This is a genomic window from Vagococcus sp. AM17-17 (assembly GCF_003471765.1).
GTDB lineage: Bacteria > Bacillota > Bacilli > Lactobacillales > Vagococcaceae > Vagococcus > Vagococcus teuberi.
This window is the reverse complement of record NZ_QRJY01000001.1, coordinates 479,394-493,216: the sequence shown is the minus strand read 5'-3', so window position 1 is coordinate 493,216 and position 13,823 is coordinate 479,394. Positions and strand designations below refer to the sequence as shown.

The 13,823-nt window shown below is 34.4% G+C and carries 13 protein-coding genes and 1 pseudogene; 9 read left to right on the top strand and 5 right to left on the bottom strand.

Features of this window, described 5'->3' with window-relative positions:
* Nucleotides 1-28: 28 nt before the first annotated feature.
* Nucleotides 29-156 (bottom strand): annotated as a pseudogene (locus DW196_RS11740) (ISL3 family transposase); the annotation flags it as partial.
* A gap of 152 nt (nucleotides 157-308) precedes the next feature.
* On the opposite strand from DW196_RS11740, the gene DW196_RS02365 reads away from it, so the two are divergent.
* The 8 genes from DW196_RS02365 to DW196_RS02330 all read left to right on the top strand — a co-directional run bounded on the left by DW196_RS02365 (nucleotide 309) and on the right by DW196_RS02330 (nucleotide 7,962).
* The gene (locus DW196_RS02365) at nucleotides 309-1,697 is read left to right on the top strand and encodes a Xaa-Pro peptidase family protein (protein WP_118249818.1); all 1,389 of its coding nucleotides are present in this window, start codon (nucleotides 309-311) and stop codon (nucleotides 1,695-1,697) included.
* Between the two features lie 92 nt (nucleotides 1,698-1,789).
* Nucleotides 1,790-2,551: a threonine/serine exporter ThrE family protein gene (locus DW196_RS02360; protein WP_118249816.1), complete on the top strand. Its 762-nt coding sequence runs from the start codon at nucleotides 1,790-1,792 to the stop codon at nucleotides 2,549-2,551.
* A 12-nt stretch (nucleotides 2,552-2,563) separates the two neighbouring features.
* Nucleotides 2,564-3,034, top strand: a complete 471-nt coding sequence (locus DW196_RS02355) for a threonine/serine exporter family protein (RefSeq protein WP_071457150.1) — start codon at nucleotides 2,564-2,566, stop codon at nucleotides 3,032-3,034.
* Nucleotides 3,035-3,121: 87 nt separating this feature from the next.
* A complete protein-coding gene (gene hprK, locus DW196_RS02350) occupies nucleotides 3,122-4,063 on the top strand; it encodes an HPr(Ser) kinase/phosphatase (protein WP_118249814.1) in 942 nt (313 codons plus the stop codon).
* Entirely contained in the window at nucleotides 4,060-4,878 is an 819-nt protein-coding gene (lgt, locus tag DW196_RS02345) for a prolipoprotein diacylglyceryl transferase (RefSeq protein ID WP_118249812.1), read from the top strand. The genes hprK and lgt overlap by 4 nt, the downstream gene beginning before the upstream one ends.
* Nucleotides 4,879-4,978: 100 nt before the next feature.
* On the top strand, nucleotides 4,979-5,989 hold the full coding sequence (locus DW196_RS02340; RefSeq protein ID WP_118249810.1) for an NAD(P)H-dependent glycerol-3-phosphate dehydrogenase: 1,011 nt from the start codon (nucleotides 4,979-4,981) through the stop codon (nucleotides 5,987-5,989).
* Between the two features lie 15 nt (nucleotides 5,990-6,004).
* Nucleotides 6,005-6,934 (top strand): UTP--glucose-1-phosphate uridylyltransferase GalU, encoded by a 930-nt coding sequence (gene galU / locus DW196_RS02335; RefSeq protein WP_071457146.1) that lies wholly within the window; start codon nucleotides 6,005-6,007, stop codon nucleotides 6,932-6,934.
* 35 nt (nucleotides 6,935-6,969) lie between these two features.
* Complete coding sequence (locus DW196_RS02330) at nucleotides 6,970-7,962, top strand: nucleoid-associated protein (protein WP_118249808.1); 993 nt, start codon at nucleotides 6,970-6,972, stop codon at nucleotides 7,960-7,962.
* Here the strand turns inward: DW196_RS02330 and DW196_RS02325 are convergent.
* The 4 genes from DW196_RS02325 to DW196_RS02310 form a co-directional block, all read right to left on the bottom strand.
* On the bottom strand, nucleotides 7,959-8,720 hold the full coding sequence (locus DW196_RS02325; protein WP_158563499.1) for an alpha/beta fold hydrolase: 762 nt from the start codon (nucleotides 8,718-8,720) through the stop codon (nucleotides 7,959-7,961). The two genes, DW196_RS02330 and DW196_RS02325, sit on opposite strands and share 4 nt — an antisense overlap.
* Nucleotides 8,721-8,827: 107 nt before the next feature.
* Complete coding sequence (locus tag DW196_RS02320; RefSeq protein WP_158563498.1) at nucleotides 8,828-9,580, bottom strand: TPM domain-containing protein; 753 nt, start codon at nucleotides 9,578-9,580, stop codon at nucleotides 8,828-8,830.
* A 41-nt stretch (nucleotides 9,581-9,621) separates the two neighbouring features.
* Nucleotides 9,622-10,671 carry a TFIIB-type zinc ribbon-containing protein gene (locus DW196_RS02315; RefSeq protein WP_118249802.1) on the bottom strand — a complete coding sequence of 350 codons (1,050 nt, stop codon included), beginning with the start codon at nucleotides 10,669-10,671 and terminating at the stop codon, nucleotides 9,622-9,624.
* 19 nt (nucleotides 10,672-10,690) lie between these two features.
* Complete coding sequence (locus tag DW196_RS02310; protein ID WP_118249800.1) at nucleotides 10,691-11,917, bottom strand: SPFH domain-containing protein; 1,227 nt, start codon at nucleotides 11,915-11,917, stop codon at nucleotides 10,691-10,693.
* A gap of 180 nt (nucleotides 11,918-12,097) precedes the next feature.
* Here DW196_RS02310 and dnaX point away from each other — a divergent pair, with 180 nt between their 5' ends.
* Nucleotides 12,098-13,816, top strand: coding sequence for a DNA polymerase III subunit gamma/tau (dnaX, locus tag DW196_RS02305; RefSeq protein ID WP_118249798.1), 1,719 nt, complete (start codon nucleotides 12,098-12,100; stop codon nucleotides 13,814-13,816).
* Nucleotides 13,817-13,823: the final 7 nt, after the last annotated feature.

Sequence of the window (13,823 nt, the reverse complement as noted above, 5' to 3'; positions counted from 1 at the left end):
GTAATCTCACATTTATCATCTTTTTTAGTTATTTTATTTTTGTAAGGCTGTTTATCCAGAAAAATTTTAATCTCATATTGTGAAATGATTTGAATCCGTATGACACTCTTTTAAGTTTTTTTATATGGGTGTCTTAAGTTCAATTTTTCCGGTCGACTTGTTTAAGTCATGATTATTATGTCATTTTAAATCCAAATATGATCATATATTTTTCTCTAAACTTATATAAACTATTATTCTATTAGGATGATAACAGTATTTAACTATGTTATGATATGAAGTAACAATACGAAAATAGGAGGTTTATTATGCGAGATAATATATCATTGGAACCTGTAGAGGAGTTAGTCGTCGAAAGAAATTTGATACCAGTTGCACTAACAGATGAAACCATGAATGAACGTCTTGAAAAAGTAATCAGTCGAATGATAGAGGAAAACTTGGACTCATTAGTCATTTATTGTGATTTAGAACATGGTGGTAATTTTGAATACTTAACAGGCTTTGTTACACGTTTTGAAGAAGGATTGCTCGTTTTACATAAAAATAAAGATGCCTACTTAATATTAGGTAATGAAAATTTAAATAAAGCACCTAAATCACGTATTAAAGCTAAGGGAATCCATATGCCGCATTTGTCATTAGCAAATCAACCAATGGATGATGATAAACCAGTTGTAAATTACTTTAACGAAGCTGGACTAACCAGTGATATGCAAGTTGGTGTAGTTGGGTGGAAATTATTTACTAGTCAATATGGTAATGACAAAACTTATTTTGATTTACCTAATTTTTTAGTTGATGGCCTAAAAGAAGTTGTTGGAGAAAAAAATCTATCGAACCAAACAGATCTTTTTATTAATAGTGACACTGGAGCAAGAGTGACGAATAACAGCAATGAAGTCGCTCATTATGAATTTTGGGCACAATTATCTAGTCAAAGTATGTCTAAAGGATTGCAAAAATTTGATGTTGATGTATCAGAAATGGAAATTGGAGATGTTATGCAAGAAAAAGGTCAGCCAAGAAGTGTCGTGACCATTACAGCAACAGGCGAACGTTTTGTCAAAGCAAACATGTATCCAACAGATAAAAAAGTGACATTGGGTGATCCAGTATCAATGACGGTTGGCTATAAAGGTGGACTAACGTCAAGAGCAGGATATGCTGTTGAAAAAGCCAGTCAACTTCCAAAAGGGCAAGAGGATTATTTAGATGCTTTAGCTAAACCTTATTTTAATGCTATTGCGACTTGGCTTGAGACAATAAAAATTGGGATGACCGGTCGAGAAATGTATGACGTAATAGAAAAAGTGTTACCGCAAGAAACATACGGATGGCATCTAAATCCAGGTCATCTATTTGCGGATGAGGAATGGCTATCTTCACCAATTTATCCTAACTCCAATATTCAGCTAAAAAGCGGGATGATGTTTCAAACAGATATTATTCCTTCTCTTTCAGGTTATGCTGGGACAAGTTGTGAGAGTGGGATTTTATTAGCCAATAAAGAATTACAAAAAGAGATAAAAGAAAACTATCCAGAAATGTATGATAATTTTATGAAACGAAGAGAATTTATTAAAACACAACTAAATATTGATATTAGTGAAGATGTATTGCCTATGACAGATACAGTGGCTTATTATCGACCATTTTTCTTAGATAAAAAGCAGGCATTAAAACGAAACAAATAAAAAATCATTATTTATTCCTATTATATTTTTATAATAGGAATTTTTTTTTGTTATAGTGGTACAGGTATCTTGTTTGAAAGAAGGAACGAATCATGGATTCACAAACTAACTTTGATGATATCGTGCAACTCTGTCTGCTTTATGGCAAAATTTTACAAGAGAGTAATGCAACGAGTGATATGATAAATGGAAATATACAAAAAATTATTAACCATCTAAACGTAGAAAATGATGAAATATCAACATTTAATGCTGAAACGAGCTTTGTTATTATTAATCGTCATGATAATACGGTAAAAATGATTCCAGTTGAACATTCTGGATATAATTTTGAAAAAATACTTCGAGTAGAAAGGGTACTAGATGATTTTTTGGCTAATAAATTAGATACCCAATCTTTTCTAAATGAATTAAGAATGATTAATAATAAAACTTATTCTTTCCCAAAGCGCATAAGAGTCATTAGTGCAGCTCTTGTTTGTGGTGGAATGAATGTCATTATGAATGGCTTGAATTGGAGTTTTTTGACGACGTTTTTCTTAGGTATTATTGGTTACTGGTTGTATTTAAAAATTAAAGAAACAACAAAAATTAATATCTTTGCGATTTTGTCTTATTCAACCATTATTTGCTTTTTGATTGTTGGTTTAGTCAAGCTTAATATTGTTGTAGAGCCGTATTCAATTTTATTTAGTTGTATAATGCCATTATTACCAGGCACGACATTTGTCAATGCGATTCGTGCCATGATGGATGGTAATTATTTAACAGGCATAATTCAGTCGATGGATGCTTTTAGTACGGCATTAATGTTAGGGTTACCTGTAGCAATTATTTTTTCAAGTGTGTTGTAAGGAGATGACTGAATGCTGATTAAATTATTTTTTAGTTTTGTCGCCGGATGCGCGATTGCGATTCTTTATAATATAGAAAAAGATTACACACTGTTATGTGGATTGTCGGGGATGCTTACGTGGTTCATCTATTATATTTGTACAAAATTGTCCTTTAGTGAGGCGATGTCTTCCTTGATTGCCTTACTATCGTTAATCTTTTTTTCTCATCTTTTAAGTAAATGGAAAAACGTCTCTAGTTTGGTTTTTAATATGCCAGGAATTATGCCGATAGTTCCTGGGGGATTATTATTTAAAACGTTTAACAATTTAACTGAGAAACATTATGAAGTAGCACTACATTATGGGTTTCAAGCTTGTTTAGTGGGAGGAGCGATTGCGATAGGGTTTATTATTAATGAAGCGGTATCTAAAATTTTATTGGCAGCTAAAGTTAAAATAGAGGAAGAGCCATTTATTAACAAAAAAAATAAATCATCTTAAAATGTAAAACGGTATCAAATGATAGTCACCTGTAACTTTAAATGTTAGAATGGATAAGATGAGTATTTAAAGTAAGGAAGTGAAAAAATGGTTCAAGTTAAAGATATTGTTAATCAACTTCACTTAGATGTTTATTCAGGAGAGGATTTTTTAAATCATACTGTTACTTCTAGTGAAATATCAAGACCAGGATTGGAATTGACAGGTTACTTTAATTATTATCCATATGACCGAATCCAAGTCCTAGGGATGAAAGAAATTACCTTTATAGAAAAAATGACATCTGCTGAAAAATCAATGATTTTTAAAAAATTATGCAATGAAGACACACCTTGTTTTGTTATTGCACGAGGTCTGGGTATACCAGAAGAATTAGTTAATGCGGCAAATAAAAAAGAAATACCGATTATACAGTCAACAATCTCTACCTCACGTTTGTCTGGGATGATTTCAAATTTCTTAGAAAGTCAATTAGCAGAACGTGTGTCGATTCATGGCGTGCTTGTTGAAGTCTATGGATTAGGGGTATTAATTCAAGGAAGCAGTGGTATTGGAAAAAGTGAAACAGGTCTTGAGTTAATTAAAAAAGGACATCGCTTGATTGCAGATGATCGTGTCGATATTTACCGTCAAGACGAACGAACAGTCATAGGTGAGTCACCAAAAATTTTAGAGCATTTAATGGAAATTCGTGGTGTTGGTATTATTGATGTGATGAATTTGTTTGGGGCAAGTGCTGTGAGAAATCATGCCCATATCTCACTAGTTGTCAACTTACAAGACTGGAGTGTCGACAATACGTTCGACAGATTAGGTTCTGGTACAGAATCAATTGATTTAGCTCATGTTCCAGTACCCAAAATTACGATTCCGGTTTCCAATGGACGTAACGTTGCAACCATTATTGAAGTCGCTGCGATGAACTTTAGGGCTAAAACAATGGGGTATGATGCGACGAAAAAATTTGAAAATAATTTAGCACAATTAATTGCTGAAAATTCTGAGAGTGATAAGGAGTTTGATAAATGATTGCAACGATAAATCCGACAGCTTTTCATATTTTTGGTATAGGCATTCAGTGGTATGCGATTATCATCGTGTCAGGAATAGTCCTTGTATCATGGTTGGCAACCAAAGAGGCTGTTCGAGTTGGATTAAAAGAAGATGATGTTATTGATATGATGTTATGGGCGTTACCCATTTCGATTATTGGAGCAAGGCTGTACTATGTTATATTTGAGTGGCAATATTACTCACAGAATCCTATCGAAATTTTTGCGATACGAAATGGTGGGCTCGCAATATATGGTGGATTAATTGCCGGTGGACTGGTACTGTATTTTTACACACGACATCATTTCATTAATACATGGACATTTTTAGATGTTGCAGCACCGAGTGTGTTGTTAGCACAAGCAATCGGGAGATGGGGGAACTTCATGAATCATGAAGCCTTTGGAGAAATTACAACCAAAGCGTTCCTTATGAAACTTCATCTACCTAATTTTATTATTGAAAACATGTATATTGATGGGGCGTATAGACAGCCAACGTTTCTATACGAAAGTTCATGGAATGTGTTAGGGTTTATCATTATAATTTTACTAAGACGAAAAGAACATTTCTTTAAGCAAGGTGAAATAGCTTTAACATATGTTTTATGGTATTCATTTGGACGTTTCTTCATTGAAGGAATGAGAACAGACAGTTTGATGTTCTTTGGAGGATTGAGAGTATCACAGTTACTTTCTGTCGTTTTATTTATTGGAGCAATTATTCTAATAGTAATTCGACGTCGGAATAAAGAGTTACCATACTATAACCGTTCGTATAGTATTAAATAAGAAGTAAGATGTGAGGCGTTTCGTCTCTTATCTTACTTCTTTTACTAACCTATGATAAAATAAGGTTACCAATGTTTTTTTAAAGGAGACAATTAATTTTATGAAACAAAAAATTTCTGTTTTAGGAGCAGGCTCATGGGGCACAGCTCTAGCTATGGTTCTCGTAGAAAATGGTCATGATGTGACGATTTGGGGAAATAAAGAAACGCAAATAAATGAAATAAATGAGAAGCACACAAATACGCATTACTTAAAGGAAATGACGTTACCAACTGAATTAGTGGCAACAATTAATCTAGAAGAAGCGATTAAAGACGCTGATGCTGTATTATTTGTTGTGCCGACAAAAGCAATGCGAGATGTATCGAAACAATTTAATGAGGTTTGTCAAAATAAACCAATTGTCATCCATGCAAGTAAAGGCTTAGAGCAAGACACACATAAACGTATTACTGAAGTACTTGAAGAAGAAATTTCTCCAAGTCATCGTGAAGCGATTGTAGTATTGTCTGGGCCAAGTCATGCTGAAGAAGTGGCTGTAAAAGATGTGACAACAATTACGGCAGCATCAAGCTCAATGGAAGCTGCTGAATACGTTCAAAAGTTATTTTCAAATGATTATTTTAGAGTATATACCAACAGTGATGTGATTGGTGTCGAGATGGGAGCTGCGTTAAAAAATATTATTGCGCTTGGATCTGGTGCTTTAAAAGGGTTAGGTTATGGCGATAATGCACGTGCGGCTATTATGACACGTGGATTAGCTGAAATTAGTCGATTAGGTGTGGCAATGGGGGCGAACCCTTTAACATTTATTGGCTTAAGTGGTGTCGGTGATTTAGCTGTAACGTGTGCTAGTGAACACTCTCGTAACTTTAGAGCAGGATACTTGTTAGGAAAAGGCAACTCTTTAGATGATGTGCTAGATAATATGGGCATGATTGTTGAAGGGGTTTATACAACAAAAGCGGCATATGAACTAGCGCAAGAAAGACAAATTGAAATGCCAATTACTGAAGCGATTTATGATGTTATTTATAACCATAAAGATGTGTCATCAACAGTTAAAAATATTATGCTTAGAGAACATAAATCTGAGCAGGAATTATAAAGGAGATAGTAAACAATGGTTAAAGTTAAAAAGGCTGTTATTCCAGCAGCAGGGTTAGGAACGCGTTTTTTACCAGCAACAAAAGCAATGGCAAAAGAGATGTTACCAATTGTTGATAAACCAACGATTCAATTTATCGTAGAAGAAGCACTTGCTTCAGGGATTGAAGATATTTTAATCGTCACAGGCAAAGCAAAACGCCCAATCGAAGATCATTTTGATTCAAACTTAGAACTTGAAACAAACTTAAAAGAAAAGGGTAAATTAGAGTTATTAGAGCTTGTTGAAGAAACAACTGGTCTAAACTTACACTTTATTCGTCAATCACATCCTTTAGGGTTAGGTCATGCTGTCTTGCAAGCAAAATCATTTGTAGGAAATGAGCCATTTGTCGTGATGCTAGGTGATGATATTATGGAAGATGATATTCCTTTAACAAAACAATTAATCAATGACTATGATGCGACTCACGCTTCGACACTTGCTGTGATGGAGGTGCCAAAAGAAGATGTGTCAAAATATGGCATTATTAACCCAGGTGGTGAAGTAGCTAAAAACTTGTTCAATGTCAAAAACTTTGTAGAAAAACCACCAGTAGAAAAAGCACCAAGTAATATGGCGATTATCGGTCGCTACCTATTAACACCAGAAATTTTCCAAGTTCTTGAAGAACAGGAACCAGGAGCTGGAGGAGAAATCCAATTAACAGATGCGATTGATACATTAAATAAAACACAACGTGTATTTGCACATAACTTTACTGGAATTCGTTATGATGTTGGTGACAAATTTGGCTATATGAAAACAAGTATTGAATATGGTTTGAAACATCCTCAAATTAAAGATGATTTAGCCCAACTTATTTTAGATTTGAGTGAAGACATCAAAAAAGAAAAAGGCATCACAACAAAAAAAACTGAGAGTAAAAAAACTGAGAAGGAATAATTCCCTTCTCTTTTTCTTGTTTAAAGGAGATTATCATGGAAATAAATAAAGCGATTTTGCACATTATTGATAAAGATTCAGGTCAATTGATTTGTTCACAAGCTGAACTCGACTTACGAGAATTTCATGTGAGTCAGTATATGGAAACTGTTTTAAAAAGACTTGATAAAGGGGAATACAAACATGGTATATTGTCTGAAGACAATGAGATTGTTCCTTTTATTAAAGAAGTGGAAACAGATTTTATTAAGGCAACACAAGATATTGCGCAATCGATGTTTGATGTGTTAGCTATTAGTGAGGATGCACCAAGTGGGGATGTGTTGTTTTTAGATATGCAAGATTTAGAGGAAAATCACTCGTTAGTGGTGATTAAATTTAACTATAAGCCACAGTTCACTCATCACGTAACTTATGTAGATGACGTGATGCAAAACAACATCATTTTAAATCGAACAGTGTTTCCTTCAGTGACTCAAAAAATAGATGAGTGTTTTATCGTTAATTTGAATGACTTAGCCACACGAGTGATTGAAAAACGCTACATGTTTGAAGGTGAGAAACGCTTCTACTTTACAGAACGATTACTACAGCTTGATCCACTTCCAACTGTTAGTGAGAAGTTAAAAATTGTTAAAAAGGCAGTTAAACAAGTCGCAAAACGATACAACGAAGAAGAATATGTCAGTATGAGCCAAGCACAACAAGCTATTTTTGAAAGTATCGAATCTGATGGAATCATTGACACACAAAAAGTGGCAGATGTTGTGTTTAAAGACAATATTTCTGCCAAAGAAGAGTATCAAGAGATTATTGAGAAAACCAAATTCACAGAAGACATTCCAGAAAATATTGTGAAATATGAAAAAAAATACAGTAAACAAAAGTTTAAATTAGCAAATGGGATTGAATTATCTATCCCAAGTGATGTGTTTAACGACCCAAACATGGTTGAATTTATTAATAATCCTGATGGCACCGTATCAGTAATGATAAAAAATATTGAAGAAATCATTAGTAAGTTTTAGTGTGTAAAATGTTTGTCTAAAAACGTCGCCATTGTTTTCATCGTGTCTATTGTTAGAATATGGGGTTCATCAACCCCTGTGTCAAAGACCATTTGTTGTCCAAAAGGTTTATGTCGATAGGTTTCAAAAAAATCGTGACTTGCACGGTATGGGATTTTTTCATCTTTTGTTCCATGCCAAAAATAGATTGGGCGGTCTGAAATCTTTTCTGGTTGAGCGTTTAAATCATAGTGTTTTGTCCATGATAAACTATCTTCTAAATCTTGTGGCAATTGGAAATTTCTTTGCTTACTGTAAAACACTAATCGGTCAATAAATCCTTGATAATTAGGTGTTCCCATTAAGATTGCAGCAGAGGTGATATCGGGATGCTTGGTTAGTAATCCAGCACTTGTCATACCGCCCATGGAAAAACCAGCAACAGAAATTTGGTTGTTTAGAACGAATTGTTTTTTATATAAATAATCTTTAATTAGATTAAACTCAATTAAATTATGTTGAATGCTAGACCAAAAAGCAAATGATGGAATTTTTGAACGATTTTCAACACGTCTTGAACCGTGATACATTGCATCAGGTACAATTACCCGATTATTTAGTTGTGCAAGTTTCCTCGCAGGAGTTAAAGCAAGTTCTTTTGAGGTTTGCCAACCGTGATAAAATACGATGCACGGAAGTTCGTCATATTGATAATCCTCAGGAACTACTTCAAGAACTGGAATATGTTCTATCATTCTCTCTTTCGTAATAGTTTTCATAAACATCACTCCTTTTTATTAAGGGTATCTGTATTTTAGGTAGAATGCAATTTATAGAACTGACAAAAAATAAGGACCAAGTATATAAACTACTTCGTCCTTATTTTTTAAAAACTACCGCTACCTCCGCCGTGACTTGTTCCACTGCCACCCATGTGAGTACTTGACCCACTACTTGGTGGTGGTTTTGGTATATGTCTTGTTGTGGTAACATCAAATACTTTGTTAGTACGTGATTCTGTCAATTCTAGCTGACTCATTTCATAATACGGATAACGATATGTTGCTTTTTTTAGTAGATAGTTTCTAGAAATATAAAAATAAAACCCAAGAGCTGACGCAATACCAGCAATACTAGCGATAATAATGGTCACAAACGTAAAAGAAGATTTATCACGAGAAACACGATGTGAATTAGCAGCAGGACCTTGTTGCACGTAGCTTTCTGATTTAGCTAAAACATTTTTTATGGCGTCGTAGTAACGACCATCTGCCATATCACTTGTAGAACTCTCAATAATGTTATCAATACGATTGTCATTTAGTATATCAATCATACTTCCTGTAGTGGAGATGTGAAATTTACGATGTTCCATATCGATTAAAAATAGCATGCCACTTTTATCATCGCCAACCCCAAATCCATTATCATCATAGTAATCATCAGCATATTCTTCCCATGTTTTACCCTTAGTATCATTTGTTGAAACGAAAACAAAATCTTGGTTAGTTTGTTCTTTAAAAGACGCAATCGCTTGTTCAAGCGAATTTTTTTCATCAGAAGATAGTAACCCAGCGTCATCAAATACACGAGAGCTTGCTTCGGCAAAAACAGTCAGAGATGAAAAAGACAGTCCCAAAAGAATAAATGTGAAGAGGTATAGTAAGGTAACTTGTTTCTTTAAAATAGTAAATACCCCCCAACTAAAATAAGTAAAGTAACCAAAACACCAATTGAAATAGAAGTGCCGATTAATTTAGGTTTATTTAAAGGTAATTTTCCACTAGTTTTACCTGTCACGCCATTCATCGCATAATAAAATGGTTCATCGCTCGTTTCTGATTGATATGTCACTACCCAAACAGGTAAAAGTAGGTATTTATTTGATTGATTGATGATTTGACTATCATGGTAAGTAGTAGAAATGGTCGTAAATCCTTGCATTTCATTTTCTAAAATATTTTGTGTATAGTGTGATAACTCACCCGTTAAAGAAGGCTCGATGTCAGAAAACTCAAGATCACGTTTTTCAGCCTGAAAACCAGATAGATATTTTGAATCAAAATTTGTCACATCAGTGAGTGGAAAAGGTTGAACAGACTCAATCATCAGTTGCTTAGTATTCTTTTGTAACGCATTTTTGATTAAATCTCTAAATTCGATTTTTCCACCGCGTGTTAGTTTATATTTTCTTGTACGAGTGTATTCTGTTTCACCAACACGCCAAACAGTGATTTTTGTTCCAGTTGCATCGACACGTCCTTTTGTAGTGGCATCTGTTTTCCAGTAAGGGAAATAAATACCAGTGATTTTTTCAATTTGAGACTCATCAAAGAAATCTTTTGGAATGAATTTTTTTGATTTTGCCCAAGATAAAAATTGCCCTTTAGCTTCATCTTCTGAAATTTTAAAAGGTAGAATATTGTTTGGTAAAAATTCACCACTAACTCTATCTTTCAAGACAACAGGATTATGACAATAATAACAAAATGTCGCAGCGGTTGTATCATCGGTGACTATTTCAGCTCCACAAGAAGGGCAATCATATAGATTAAATAGCTCGCTACTTGTGTGAGTTAAATTTTCAGCTGATTCTTTTTGTTCTGTAGCACCTAAATCTTGCTCATTAAAAACACTTAAACAATATTCACAATGGAATGTTTGATTGGTTGGGTCAAATAAAAGAGGACCATCGCAATTTGGACATTTATGAGATATTACATCAGACATAAGCTAACCTCATTTCTTATTATAAAGGCAAGCCTTGGAAAGGAGCCCCACATTCTGGACAGAATTTTGGCATTTGAGTTGTGATTGTCACAACATTATGGCAGTTAGCACACTTCATTTGAATGCCTGAAGATGCTTGTTCAACTGGTTTAGCTTGCCCGCATTCAGAGCAGAATTTTCCAGTGTTTTCTGTTTGATCGTTTGGACACGACCAAGTGTCATTATTTGTTTGTTTGGCCTGTTGCTGTTGCATTTGTTCTTGATTTCCTTTAGAACTTTGGCTTAAATAATCACCCGTTGCATTCATTCCCATGCCGACACCCATAAAACCATTGACGCTGCCGTTAGGATTACTACCAGCATCTTGTAAACCTTGTGCCACTGAGCCTTGAACAAACCCTTCGCGAATAGATGCATCAGATAACATGGCACCTTTGTTTCTCATATTGATTAATTCTTGTGAGTCGTCTGTATAAGAAATACTTGCGACACCTACACTGACAACTTCCATTCCACGAAGTTTAGTCCAATCTTCATCAAGGGCAGACGCCATGAATTTACTTAGTTCCATACTTTTTGATGGGACATAAGATATTCTTTCGCCCATCTGTGACATTTGGTTAATAGATGTTTGTAGGGCAGATAAGAATTCAGATAAAAATTGATCATTGATATCAGAAATGGATACATGATTTTTATTCTTAGGTAACACATTTTTATAGAATAAAATAGGGTCAACCACTTTGACAGAATAAGTTCCATGAGCACGTAAAAATAGTTCTGCATTATAAAAATTATCAAAATAATTTAAAGGACTAGGCGTGCCAAATTTGATGCCTTTAATTTCTTGTAGATTAATATAAATAACTTGTTGTGTTTGAGGTGGTAGGCCGCCAAACTTGAAACGACTAAAAGATTCTTCAATTGCTCCTTTTAAATTACCAGTAAACATTGAGGGAGCACTAGCATTATTCACTGTGTAGTAGCCTTCCTCAGCGGTAAAATCGATAATTTTTCCACCATCAACTAACAGCATCATAGTGTTTGGGTATACATAGACCACAGAACCATCTGTAATAAATCCATCTGTCCCTTTTTTATTTCCTTGACGTTTACTATCTTTTCTAACTGGAACACCTGTTGTCATAACAGTGTCATCACTTAAATTATATGGTTCAATGACTTCTAACCATTGATCAGCTAAGCCACCGCCAACAGAGCTTACTGCCGCTTTTATTAATCCCATAATTGTCCCTACTTTCGTTTAAAATACTTGATTTAGATAAGTTTACCATAGTTAGAAATCAGCGACAATCGGCCGAAAGAATGATTTATATATTTGCGGTCGCCTATTTAAGACATAGCTAGAAATTTTTGTGATTTTAACTTATAATAGAGAAGATTGAAATTAGAGGGGAGTGTTTATGTGGCATATCAAGCATTGTATCGTGAGTGGCGACCACAGACATTTGATGCCTTAGTTGGTCAAGGAATTATCACACAAACGTTAAAACATGCCATTATGCAACAAAAAGTGTCACATGCGTACCTCTTTACTGGCCCAAGAGGAACAGGGAAAACTAGTGCGGCAAAAATTTTTGCAAAAGCAATTAACTGTCAGCATTCAGTTAATGGTGAACCGTGTAATGAGTGTGACAATTGTATCGGGATTACAAATGGTCGAATCAATGATGTATTAGAAATTGATGCGGCGAGTAATAACGGGGTAGAAGAAATTCGTGATATAAGAGATAAAGTAAAATATGCCCCAACACAAGTTCCGTATAAAATCTACATCATAGATGAGGTGCATATGTTATCTACGGGTGCATTCAATGCGTTACTAAAAACACTTGAAGAACCACCTGAGCACGTTATTTTTATATTAGCGACAACTGAGCCTCACAAAATACCTGCGACCATTATCTCAAGAACACAACGATTTGATTTTAAACGAATTAATACGAGAGATATTGAAAATAGATTAGCTTTTATTTTAAAAGAAAAAGAAATCAATTTTGACGAACAGGTCTTAAAAATAGTCGCACGTTCTGCTGAAGGTGGTATGAGGGATGCGTTAAGTATTTTGGATCAGCTTATTTCATTTAGTGATGGAACATTGAATGTGGCAGATGCGTTAGAAGTTACTGGTAGTTTAACTAGTCAAATGATGGATGATTACTTTTTTGCTTGTTTTAATCACGATACACAAAAAGCATTAGAGTTAGTAGATGATATGTTAAATGAAGGAAAAGAGAGCAATCGGATTGTTGAGAATTTATTAATACATTGCCGTGACGTCTTAATGTATCAACAAGCACCTAACGTTGTTGAAGCTCAGTTACCAACTATTAGCGAGTCATTTAAACAGTTGAGTCAAGATATTGATAGTAGTGTATTGTATAGTTGGATTGAAGAATTAAACGATATACAAAAAAATATGAAGTTTACCTCTCAACCATCGATTTATTTAGAAGTGTTAACAATTAAACTATCTGAAACTTCTGCTAAAAAAGAGATACATCGACCAGCCGTAGAGACTCGTGATGAGGTAAGTATATCAGGTGAGGTATCTGCCGATTATCAAGAACTGATTCAAAAAGTTCAACTATTAGAACAAAAAATTGAACGGTTACAAGAAAATGGTGGTCAGGTACAAGAGAAGAATCAAAAAAGTAGTACGTCTCGTAATAAACAACCATTATACAAAGTACCAACTGAAAGAGTTTACCAAGTGTTAGAAAAAGCAACGAAAGAGCATTTGGTAAGTGTACGTGATGTTTGGGTGGATTTATTGCAATTACTATCTGTAACACAGCGCGCAATGCTTAAAGCTTGTGAACCTGTCGCTGCAAGCGAAACAGGATTAGTCATAGCTTTTGAGTATGATATTTTATGTCAAAAAGCGAGTAATGATGAAGAATTGCAAGTGGCAGTGTATAATAGTCTTAATAAACTAATTGGTTATACACCAAGTTTAATTAGTATCCCTAAAGATAACTGGAAAGAACTAAGACAGCAATTTATTTCACAGACAGATGTGACAAAACCAGAAACTAAAGAGGATACGCCTGATGAGGATGTACTCATTAGTGAAGCAAAAAAAATGTTCGGTGAACAAGCAATTGAAGTAGTAGAAGATTAAAATAATA

Coding starts and splice junctions, on each gene's coding strand:
- DW196_RS02315 (WP_118249802.1), bottom strand. CDS start 10,671: ATGTCTGATGTAATATCTCATAAATGTCCAAATTGCGATGGTCCTCTT.
- hprK (WP_118249814.1), top strand. CDS start 3,122: ATGGTTCAAGTTAAAGATATTGTTAATCAACTTCACTTAGATGTTTAT.
- DW196_RS02360 (WP_118249816.1), top strand. CDS start 1,790: ATGGATTCACAAACTAACTTTGATGATATCGTGCAACTCTGTCTGCTT.
- DW196_RS02365 (WP_118249818.1), top strand. CDS start 309: ATGCGAGATAATATATCATTGGAACCTGTAGAGGAGTTAGTCGTCGAA.
- DW196_RS02340 (WP_118249810.1), top strand. CDS start 4,979: ATGAAACAAAAAATTTCTGTTTTAGGAGCAGGCTCATGGGGCACAGCT.
- galU (WP_071457146.1), top strand. CDS start 6,005: ATGGTTAAAGTTAAAAAGGCTGTTATTCCAGCAGCAGGGTTAGGAACG.
- DW196_RS02355 (WP_071457150.1), top strand. CDS start 2,564: ATGCTGATTAAATTATTTTTTAGTTTTGTCGCCGGATGCGCGATTGCG.
- lgt (WP_118249812.1), top strand. CDS start 4,060: ATGATTGCAACGATAAATCCGACAGCTTTTCATATTTTTGGTATAGGC.
- DW196_RS02325 (WP_158563499.1), bottom strand. CDS start 8,720: ATGAAAACTATTACGAAAGAGAGAATGATAGAACATATTCCAGTTCTT.
- DW196_RS02330 (WP_118249808.1), top strand. CDS start 6,970: ATGGAAATAAATAAAGCGATTTTGCACATTATTGATAAAGATTCAGGT.
- DW196_RS02310 (WP_118249800.1), bottom strand. CDS start 11,917: ATGGGATTAATAAAAGCGGCAGTAAGCTCTGTTGGCGGTGGCTTAGCT.